This window comes from Streptomyces sp. 15-116A (genome assembly GCF_025290915.1).
Lineage (GTDB): Bacteria > Actinomycetota > Actinomycetes > Streptomycetales > Streptomycetaceae > Streptomyces.
In genome coordinates, this window is record NZ_JAOCQE010000253.1 from 1 (window position 1) to 9,440 (window position 9,440).

General features: G+C 73.0%; 8 protein-coding genes and 1 pseudogene. 5 read left to right on the forward strand and 4 right to left on the reverse strand.

The window, feature by feature from the left end; all coding sequences use genetic code 11:
- Positions 1 to 472, forward strand: a 472-nt coding sequence (locus N4P33_RS28400; protein WP_260829701.1) for a hypothetical protein, incomplete at its 5' end; no start/stop codon positions are given.
- Between the two features lie 597 nt (positions 473 to 1,069).
- On the opposite strand, the gene N4P33_RS28405 is transcribed toward N4P33_RS28400, so the two are convergent.
- Complete coding sequence (locus N4P33_RS28405; RefSeq protein WP_260829702.1) at positions 1,070 to 2,455, reverse strand: transcriptional regulator; 1,386 nt, start codon at positions 2,453 to 2,455, stop codon at positions 1,070 to 1,072.
- A gap of 329 nt (positions 2,456 to 2,784) precedes the next feature.
- Here N4P33_RS28405 and N4P33_RS28410 point away from each other — a divergent pair, with 329 nt between their 5' ends.
- The 3 genes from N4P33_RS28410 to N4P33_RS28420 all read left to right on the forward strand — a co-directional run bounded on the left by N4P33_RS28410 (position 2,785) and on the right by N4P33_RS28420 (position 5,916).
- Complete coding sequence (locus tag N4P33_RS28410; protein ID WP_260829709.1) at positions 2,785 to 3,438, forward strand: bifunctional DNA primase/polymerase; 654 nt, start codon at positions 2,785 to 2,787, stop codon at positions 3,436 to 3,438.
- Between the two features lie 118 nt (positions 3,439 to 3,556).
- Entirely contained in the window at positions 3,557 to 4,327 is a 771-nt protein-coding gene (locus tag N4P33_RS28415) for an ABC transporter ATP-binding protein (RefSeq protein ID WP_260829703.1), read from the forward strand.
- A complete protein-coding gene (locus tag N4P33_RS28420) occupies positions 4,324 to 5,916 on the forward strand; it encodes a transporter (protein ID WP_260829704.1) in 1,593 nt (530 codons plus the stop codon). The genes N4P33_RS28415 and N4P33_RS28420 overlap by 4 nt, the downstream gene beginning before the upstream one ends.
- A gap of 13 nt (positions 5,917 to 5,929) precedes the next feature.
- Here the strand turns inward: N4P33_RS28420 and N4P33_RS28425 are convergent, their stop codons facing one another.
- Positions 5,930 to 6,799, reverse strand: a complete 870-nt coding sequence (locus N4P33_RS28425; protein ID WP_260829705.1) for an alpha/beta fold hydrolase — start codon at positions 6,797 to 6,799, stop codon at positions 5,930 to 5,932.
- A 487-nt stretch (positions 6,800 to 7,286) separates the two neighbouring features.
- Positions 7,287 to 7,979 (reverse strand): metal-dependent transcriptional regulator, encoded by a 693-nt coding sequence (locus N4P33_RS28430; protein ID WP_260829707.1) that lies wholly within the window; start codon positions 7,977 to 7,979, stop codon positions 7,287 to 7,289.
- A 227-nt stretch (positions 7,980 to 8,206) separates the two neighbouring features.
- Between N4P33_RS28430 and N4P33_RS28435 the strand changes: the two genes are divergently transcribed.
- The gene (locus N4P33_RS28435) at positions 8,207 to 8,962 is read left to right on the forward strand and encodes an SIS domain-containing protein (RefSeq protein ID WP_260829708.1); all 756 of its coding nucleotides are present in this window, start codon (positions 8,207 to 8,209) and stop codon (positions 8,960 to 8,962) included.
- Positions 8,963 to 9,128: 166 nt separating this feature from the next.
- Here N4P33_RS28435 and N4P33_RS28440 read toward each other — a convergent pair.
- Positions 9,129 to 9,440: pseudogene (locus N4P33_RS28440) on the reverse strand (diguanylate cyclase); the annotation flags it as partial.

The following is a 9,440-nucleotide window of genomic DNA, read 5'->3' on the forward strand; positions in this document are numbered from 1 at the left end:
GCGGGCCCGGGCCCTGGTGCGGCAGAGGGGCCGACGCGGCGGCGTTGTGGTCGTACGAGGCGTGGGCGGCGGGCTGCTGGGGCTGGGCGCCCTCCGGCGGCAGCGGACCGGGGCCACCCTGCCCTGCGGACGGCTGGTACGGGCCCTGCTGCCCTGCGGACGGCTGCTGAAGACCCTGCTGCCCCGCAGAGGACTGGTGCTGGCCCTGCTGCCCCGCAGAGGGCTGGTGCTGGCCCTGCTGCCCCGCAGAGGACTGGTGCCGGCCCTGCTGTCCCGCCGAGGGCTGGTGCTGGCCCTGCTGTCCCGCCGACGGCTGGTGCGGAATGTGCCCCGTCGGCGGCTGCTGCGTGACCTGTCCCGCCGACGGCTGCTGCGGGATCTGCCCCACCGACGGCTGGTGCGGGAGCTGGCCCGGCGACGGCTGCTGCGTGACCTGTCCCGGCGACGGCTGGTGCGGGAGCTGGCCCGGTGACGGCTGCTGCTGGGCCTGCGCGCCCCACGGGGCCTGCGTCTGGGGGTCCCACTGGGGGGAGGGCTGGTGCCAGTCCTGGCCGGAGGGCTGCTGATGCGCGCCCCGGCCAGGGGGCTGCTGATGCGGACCCTGGCCGGAAGGCTGATGAGACCCCTGGCCGGAGGGCTGGTGGTGGGTGTCCTGGCCCGGGGGCTGGTGGGTGGGCTGGGCGGGGCCCCAGGGGTCGCCCCAGGTCTGGCCGCCGGGGGGTGCGGAGGCGGGGGGCTGGGCGGACGGTGCGGGGCCGGGCGGGGGTGTCATGCCCGGCAGCAGGGGCTCACCGCCGTCGGAGGGCAGCACGATGCCTTCGCGCGCGGGGCGCGACGAGGGCTCCTCGCCCTGTCCACTCTGCGTCACCGGGACTCCTACCAATGGGGGACCTTGTGAATCGTCGGGTCACGCTACCGGGTCCCCGGAGCCCGGTGCCACGCAGCACAGGGCGTGATCTCCTGCCCTGTGAGCGCGGTAACAAAACCACGTCAGGGCACGCTGTTTATGTCACCTCCTTCGCCTCAGCGGCCCGTTACCCGCCCGTTCACCGTCCCGTCCCCGCCCCGTTCACGCCGCCGTCTGCAGCCCCGTCCGCGCCCCGAACTCCCGTACCACCGGCTCCTCTCCGTACGGCTCGAGACGCTGCTGCAAGTCCTCCAGATACTCGGCGCCCCGGTTGGACCTGAGCCCGTCGAGGAGTTCCACCGCCCTCAGCCCCGTCGCACAGGCCTGTTCGATCTCCCGCTGCTGCACCTGCGCCGTGGCCAACAGCACATAGCCGATCGCCCGCCGCCGCGCCCGCGACTCGGGATGCCCGGCCAGCGACTCGCGCGCGTACCGCGCGGCGGCCTCCGCCTGCCCCAGATCGCGGTGGCAGTGCGCCAGCTCGTCCGCCAGATACGCCTCGTCGAAGTGCGCGATCCACACCGGGTCGTCCCCGGACGCCGGATCCGCCGCCTCCATGGCGCTCACCGCCCGCCCGGCCGCCGTCTGCGCGGCGCGCGCGTCGCCCATCAGCGCGTGCCCGCGCGCCTCCGCCGCGTGGAACATCGCCTCCGCGCGGGGTGTCACACGCCCCCGGGCCCCCTCCTGCGCCGCCCGCGCCAACTGCGCGATCTCCCGCGGGTTCCCGAGCTGCGCGGCCAGATGACTCATGGACGCGGCGAGCACATAGCCGCCGTACGCGCGGTCGCCCGCCGCCTGCGCCAGCCGCAGCGCCTGGATGTAGTAGCGCTGGGCGAGCCCCGGCTGCCCGGTGTCCACGGCCATGTACCCGGCGAGCTCGGTCAACCGGGCGACCGCCGCGAACAGTTCACGTCCCACCGCCTCCCGGTACGACCCGGCCAGCAGCCCCGAGACGACGCTGTTGAGGTAGTGCACGACGACCGGCCGCACATGCCCGCTGCCGTACTGGTGGTCCAGATCCACCAGCGCCCGGGTCATGTCCCGCACGGCCGCCACGTCGGACCGGCCCACGCGCGGCCCGGCCGAGCGCGCCACCTGCGCGTCGGGCGCGGAGATCAGCCAGTCCCGGCTGGGCTCCACCAGCGCCGAGGCGGCGACGGACGAACCGGACAGGAAGTCCCGCCGGCCCACATCGCTGCGCCACAGCTCACAGACCTGCTCGATGGCCCCCAGTACCGTCGGCGAGAACTGGAGACCGACACCCGACGCGAGGTTCTTGCCGCCCGCCATCCCGATCTCGTCGATCGTGACCGTACGGCCCAGCTTGCGGCCCAGTGCCTCCGCGATGATCGCCGGTGCGCGGCCCCGTGGCTGCTGGCCGCGCAGCCAGCGGGCCACCGACGTCTTGTCGTAGCGCAGGTCGAGGCCGTGCTCGGCGCCGCACATGTTGACCCTGCGGGCCAGCCCGGCGTTGGAGCATCCGGCTTCCTGGATGAGCGCCTGCAACCGCTCGTTCGGCTGCCGCGCGACGAGAGGCCTTGCGGCCATGGCGTAACCCCCTGTGGCTACGGTGCCTGCCCACACACCGAGTTGACGTGCTTTCTCCGTGGCCGTGCTCCTCACGTCCCGGCGAGAATTCCCGGCCGTGAAGATCAATGCCCCGCTGATGTGCCGAAAATGCGGGACTTATGAGGATTGCCGGGGTGACGGCGTGCGCATGCGCTCACCGGCCCCCCTCCTGGCTACCCACCCGCGGGCGCCGTTCCTCCCGCGCGCCCCCACCCGTGCACCCATGCGCCCCGGATGCGGGGCCGGTGCTCCCACCCCGCACACGCGCGGGGGCGTAACCCCTGGTGACGGGCGAAGTTGTGTTCATCGTGGAAGAGACGATCCCGGGCACCGAAGCCGCACAGATCCCGAAGCAGCGCGGGGAATCGCTGCTGGACACCGCAGTTCGCTATGCCGAGGAACGTCACTGGGACGTGTTCCCCGGCACCTGGCTGGAGGCCGTCGACGGGGTGCACCGCTGCTCGTGCGGCGACGCGGCGTGCCCCGCACCCGGCGCGCACCCGGCCCGGCAGGACTGGCCGACGCAGGCGACGGGCAGCGCGACCGTCGCCCGCCGGATGTGGCAGAAGCAGCCGGCGGCGTCGATCCTGCTGCCGACGGGGCGGACGTTCGACGCGATCTCCGTCCCGGAGACGGCGGGGTTTCTGGCGCTGGCGCGGATGGAGCGGATGGAGCTGACGCTGGGGCCGGTGACGCTGACGCCGGCGCGGCGGATGGAGTTCTTCGTGCTGCCGGGCGCCGCCGCGAAGGTTCCTGAGCTGGTGCGGGGGCTGGGGTGGTCGCTGCCGTCGCTGGATCTGGCGGTGCTCGGTGAAGGGGCGTATGTGGCTGCGCCGCCTACGCGGGTGGGGTCGTGGGGGGCTGTGCAGTGGGCCTGCCGGCCTACGCCCGCGAATCGGTGGTTGCCGGATGCGGAGGAGTTGATCTCGGCGCTTGCTTATGCGTGCGGGCGGGATCGGTAGCGCCTGTTCGTCTGCCGGGTCGCTCGTCGTCGGCGGCTGCTGGTTGTCTGTGGTTGGTCGCGCCCACGCGGCGGAGCCGCCTATCGATACAGCCCCGCGCCCCTTTAGGTTGGCCATCATGACGTCGGCCGTGAGTGTGCGTGGGCTTTGGAAGCGGTTTGGGGAGCAAGTTGCCGTCGGGGGGATCGATCTCGAGCTGCCCGCGGGGAAGTTCATCGGGCTCGTCGGGCCGAACGGGGCCGGGAAGACGACCACCCTGTCCATGGTGACCGGGTTGTTGCGGCCCGATCAGGGGACCGTGGAGGTCGTCGGGCACGACGTGTGGCGGGATCCGGTGGAGGTGAAGGCGCGGATCGGGGTGCTGCCCGAGGGACTGCGGCTGTTCGAGCGGCTGTCGGGGCGCGAACTGCTCGCCTACAGCGGGCGGTTGCGCGGGCTGCCCGGTGCCGAGGTCGACAAGCGGGCCACCCAGCTGCTCGACGTGCTCGACCTGGCCGGCGCCCAGCACAAGCTGGTCGTCGACTACTCGACCGGGATGCGCAAGAAGATCGGGCTGGCCGCGGCGCTGCTGCACAATCCCGAAGTGCTGTTCCTGGACGAGCCGTTCGAGGGTGTCGACCCGGTGTCCGCGCAGACCATCCGGGGCGTGCTGGAGCGGTACACCGCCTCCGGCGCGACGGTGGTGTTCTCCTCGCATGTGATGGAGCTGGTGGAGTCGCTGTGCGACTGGGTGGCGGTGATGGCCGCCGGGCGGATCCGGGCGCACGGTCCGCTCGCCGAGGTGCGCGGTGACGCGCCCTCCCTCCAGCGGGCGTTCCTGGAGCTGGTGGGGGCGGACGGGCGGGACGCCTCCTCCGACCTGGACTGGCTGGGCGGCGGGGCCCGGTGAGCGCGCCCGCGATCACTCCCGTCGTCGTACGGCTGAAGCTGTCGCTGCTGCGCAACGGGCTGCGGCAGTCCGCCGGACGCAAGGCCGCCTACATCGCCTCCGCCGTCGTCACGCTGCTGTTCACCGCGCTCCAGCTGATCGGTTTGATCGCGCTGCGCGGTGTCGGGCACGCCGAGTCGCTGGTGGTGCTGCTCGTCGCGGTGCTGGGGCTGGGCTGGGCGGTGATGCCGCTGTTCTTCCCGAGCGGCGACGAGACCCTGGACCCGACCCGGCTGGTGATGCTGCCGCTGCGGCCCCGCCCGCTGGTGCGGGCGCTGCTCGCGGCCTCGCTGGTGGGCATCGGGCCGCTGTTCACGTTGTGCATGCTCGCCGGTTCGGTGATCGCCGTCACGCACGGCGGGGCCGCCTTCGCCGTCGGCGTGCTCGCCGTGCCGCTCGCGCTGCTGGTGTGCGTGGCGCTCGCGCGGGCGGTCGCCGCCGCCAACGTACGGCTGCTGACCAGCCGCAAGGGGCGGGACCTCGCCGTACTCAGCGGGCTGGTGATCGCCGTCGGCGCGCAGGTGGTCAACTTCGGTGCGCAGCGGCTCGGTTCCTCGGGGCTCGGGGAGCTCGATCCGGTGGCGGACGTGTTGCAGTGGATCCCGCCGGCGTCCGCGATCGGTGCGGTGCACGCGGTGGGTGAGGGGTCGTACGGCATCGCCGCGGCCCAACTGGCGCTGAGCGCGCTGGCGCTGGTGGTCCTGCTGGGTCTGTGGTCGCGGTCGCTGACGCGGCTCATGACCGCGCCGGACGGCTCCACCCTGCAGAGCGGGGAGACGGCCGTACGGGAGCACGCGGGCGGCGGATTCGCGCGGCTGCTGCCCGCGGGGCGCACGGGTACGGCGATGGAGCGCAGCCTGCGCTATGTGTGGCGCGATCCGAAGACCAAGGCGGCCTGGGTGACCTCGCTGGCCATCGGGCTGATCGTGCCGGTGTTCAACGCCTGGCAGGGCACCGGCTCGGTGTACTTCGCCTGCTTCGCCGCGGGGATGCTCGGCATTCAGATGTACAACCAGTTCGGTCAGGACACGTCCGCGTTCTGGATGGTCGCCATGACCATCTCCTCCACCCGGGACGCCTACGTCGAGCTGCGTGCCCGCGCGTACGCGCTGCTGCTGATCACCCTGCCGTACGCCACCCTCGTCACCGTGGTGACGACGGCGATGCTGGGCGACTGGGAGCGGCTGCCGGAGGCGCTGGGGCTGTCCTTCGCGCTGCTGGGCGCGATGCTCGCCACGGGCGCGTGGACCTCGGCGCGCTTCCCGTACTCCATCCCGCAGGAGGGCTACAAGAACGTCGCTCCGGGGCAGACGGGGCTCGCCTGGATCTCGATCTTCGGCGGCATGATCGCGGCGGCGGTGCTGTGCGCGCCGGTCATCGCGCTGACGATCTGGTGGAACATCAGCGCCGATGGCGACGATCTGCTGGGGCTGCTGCTGCCGGTGGGCACGGCGTACGGGGCGGTGCTGACCTGGCTCGGCCTGCGGCTGGCCGCACCGCAGACGGCGCGGCGGCTGCCGGAGATCCTCACGGCGGTCAGCAAGGGCTGAGCGGGCCCGGGGCTCAGGTGTCGCGGAGCGAGTCCAGGAACGGCTCGATGGCCGCGCGCCAGCCCTCGGGCTGGTCGTAGTGGACCAGGTGGCCGGCGTCGGCGACCTCCGCGTACTGGCCGCGCGGGAGCACGCGGACCATCTCCTGGGCCTCCGCGCGGCCGAGTTCGCCGTCGAGGCCGCGGACCACGAGAGCGGGGCACCGCACCTGCGCGAGCTCCTCCCAGTGCGCGTCGTACACCCAGGTCTCGCGGGAGCGGAGCATCAGCTCCTGGTCGAAGACCGGACGCCAGCCGTCCGGGGACTCGGCCATCACCTCGGCGTAGAACTCGCCGCGGGCCGGATTGGGGCGCTCCACCCAGGGGTCGTCCTCGCCGAACCACTTCCGGACGTCGGCGAGCGTGGCGAACGGAACCGGCCAGGCCCTGAACCACTCGGCCCACTCGCGCTGCGAGGCCGCGCCGAGCGCGGAGGCCCGCATGTCGCAGATGATCACCGCGCGGACCAGGTCGGGGCGTTTGGCGGCGAGCTGCCAGGCGGTCAGGGCGCCCATGGCATGGCCGATGAGGACGGCGGGGGCCAGTCCCAGCTGTTCGAGGGCGGCCTCGGCGTCGTCGACGTAGGCGTCGCGGCTGTAGGAGGCGCTCGGGTCCTTGTCGCTGCGGCCGTGGCCGCGCTGGTCGAGGGCGACCGCGCGGTAGCGCTCGGAGAGCCAGCGGGCGGTGGACGCCCAGTGCGAGGCGCGGCCCATCAGGCCGTGCAGTAAGAGCACGCCGGGGGCGGCGCCGGCCGCGGGATCGGGGCCCGTCTTGGGCGGGTCGCCGAACTCCCAGGCGGCGAGACGTACGCCGTCCGCTCCGGTCACGCCGATGCGTCGCGCCATGCTCCTGGCACCCCCCAAGCTCGCTGTCTGCCGTGCTTGCCCTGCCTGTCGTACCGCGCCAGATTATCGAATACGCATTCGAAGATGCCGTTTCGGACGGCAACACCCCTCGTTCGAGTGACCCCCGGCCAGGATTGATCGCCGCGCCCCAGGGGAGATGTTCAGCGGGAGGCGGACCGCTCGGGGAAATCGGTCCGAGGGGAATGACCCTGAGAGCTCGGGGCTCCGGGTCAGCACAGGGGAGGACAGGCCCCGGCGCCGTGCGGCGCCGGGGCTCCTCACGTGGTCACGGCACATCCTCCCGCCCCTCCCCGGCCGGGGTGACATCGCTGTCGGGCCCGACCGGGAGGTCTCCTGCCGACGGAGATCCCCGGGTCATGCCTCACGCGACAGCCTCGCACGCGATCCGGGCGCGCGCTGCGCATTCCAGGCACTGGATCTTCGAAACGACGCGATCACATCGGTGGCCGGTGGGGGCCGCCTGCGCTCAGGGCTTGGCGACGAACACGTGGGACGCGACGTCCGACTCCAGCTCGGCCGCCTCGCCGCCGCTGCCCACCAGCACACCGCCCGCCGACTCGGTCACGCTCACCACGGATCCGGGCTGCACACCGGCGCGGCGCAGCGTGTACATCAGCTGCGCGTCCGTCTGGATCGGCTCGCCGATCCGGCGCACCACGACCGTCTTGCCCTCGGCACCGGGGTCGAGATCGGCCAGCGACACCATGCCCTCGTCCAGGAACGGGTCCGCGCCGTCCTTCTCGCCCAGCTCCTCCAGGCCCGGGATCGGGTTGCCGTACGGCGACTCGGTCGGGTGCCGCAGCAGCTCCAGGACGCGGCGCTCGACGGCCTCGCTCATCACGTGCTCCCAGCGGCAGGCCTCCGCGTGCACCTGCTCCCACTCCAGGCCGATCACGTCGACGAGCAGACACTCGGCGAGGCGGTGCTTGCGCATCACGCGCGTGGCCAGCCGGCGGCCCTCGTCCGTCAGCTCCAGGTGGCGGTCGCTCGCCACGGAGACCAGACCGTCGCGCTCCATGCGCGCCACCGTCTGGCTGACCGTCGGCCCGCTCTGGTCGAGCCGCTCGGCGATCCGGGCGCGCATGGGGACCACACCTTCCTCCTCCAGCTCGAGGATGGTGCGGAGATACATCTCCGTGGTGTCGATCAGTCCGGACATACGTGCCCCTCGATGAGATCTGCGATTAGCTCTGCCGGAGGCTGGACGGCTCACCGGCACGTGCGCTGGCCCAGGACTCAATTCTGACGCATGACACTGACAACCGTGCGGCGCCGTGGAAACGGACCCCTGGATCACCGTAGTACGGACGCCCCCGCGCCGTATTGACACGGCAGTGGTCCAGACCGCACCGTGATCCGCAACACAGCCACCCGAAGGGATGCCGTATGAGCGACCGCACGCCGGCCGACCGGTTCCTGGACGCCGCGATCGATCTGCTGCACCGGGTCCGCGACGAGGAGGCCGAGTCCATCGCGGCCGCCGGCACGCTGCTCGCCGACACCGTCGCCGACGGCGGGCGCCTCTTCGCCTTCGGCGCCGGTCACTCCTCGCTCGCCGCGCAGGACGTCGTCTACCGCGCGGGCGGCCTCGCCCTGATGAACCTGCTCGCCGTGCCCGGCGTGGTCGGCGTCGACGTCATGCCGGCGACGCTGGGGTCCGCGCTGGAGCGCGTCGACGGTCTCGCCGGCGCCGTGCTCGACTCCTCGCCGCTCCGCGCGGGCGACGCGCTGGTGATCATCTCGCTGTCCGGGCGCAACGCGCTGCCCGTGGAGATGGCCATGAACGCCCGCGCCCTGGGCGTCCGGGTGATCGGCGTGACCTCGGTCGCCTACGCCACGGAGACGAAGTCGCGGCACGTCTCGGGCACGTATCTGAAGGACCACTGCGACGTCGTCCTCGACTCCAAGATCGCGGTCGGCGACGCCGAGCTCACCCTCGACAACGTCCCCGCGCCCTTCGCTCCCGCATCGACGGTCGTGGCCTCGGCCCTCCTCCAGGCCGTCATGGCCACCGCCGCAGCCACCCTCGCCGACCGCGGCATCGAGCCCCCGCTCCTGCGCTCCGGCAACGTGGACGGCGGCCACGAGTGGAACGGCCGCATCCTGGAGCAGTACCGGGACCGGATCTTCTACCGGCACTGAGCCGCAGCCGCGGGGGCAGGCGGGGGAGCCGGCCAGGGTGGGCCGCGGGCCGCACCAAGCCAAGCGGCCCTCGGCGCCGGAACCGGACAGACCGTACGCCGATGCCGGGCCAGGCGCGCGACCGAGACAGCGACCTTCGGGGCGTCGTCCGCGGCCAACGGCAGGCTCAGTCCTCCCCGAGCAGCCCCGCCATATCCAGGGCCGAGGCGATGCGTACCGCCACGTCCTCCGCGTGCAGGGTGTCGGACCGTTCGAAAGCGGTACGGCCCGCGCCGCGCAGAAACGTCACGGCGCCCAGGGTGCGGCCCCGGCTGCGCAGCACCGTGCACAGCGCGTGCACCGTCTCCGGGGGCCACTGACGGGACTCCGCCCACGCCCGCGCCTCCTCCGCGCCCACGCTGCCCGCGCTCGCCCGCACCGAGCCCGCCCGCTCCACACACTGCAGCGCGGGGTGCCCTCGGCCGTAGCGCACGGGCAG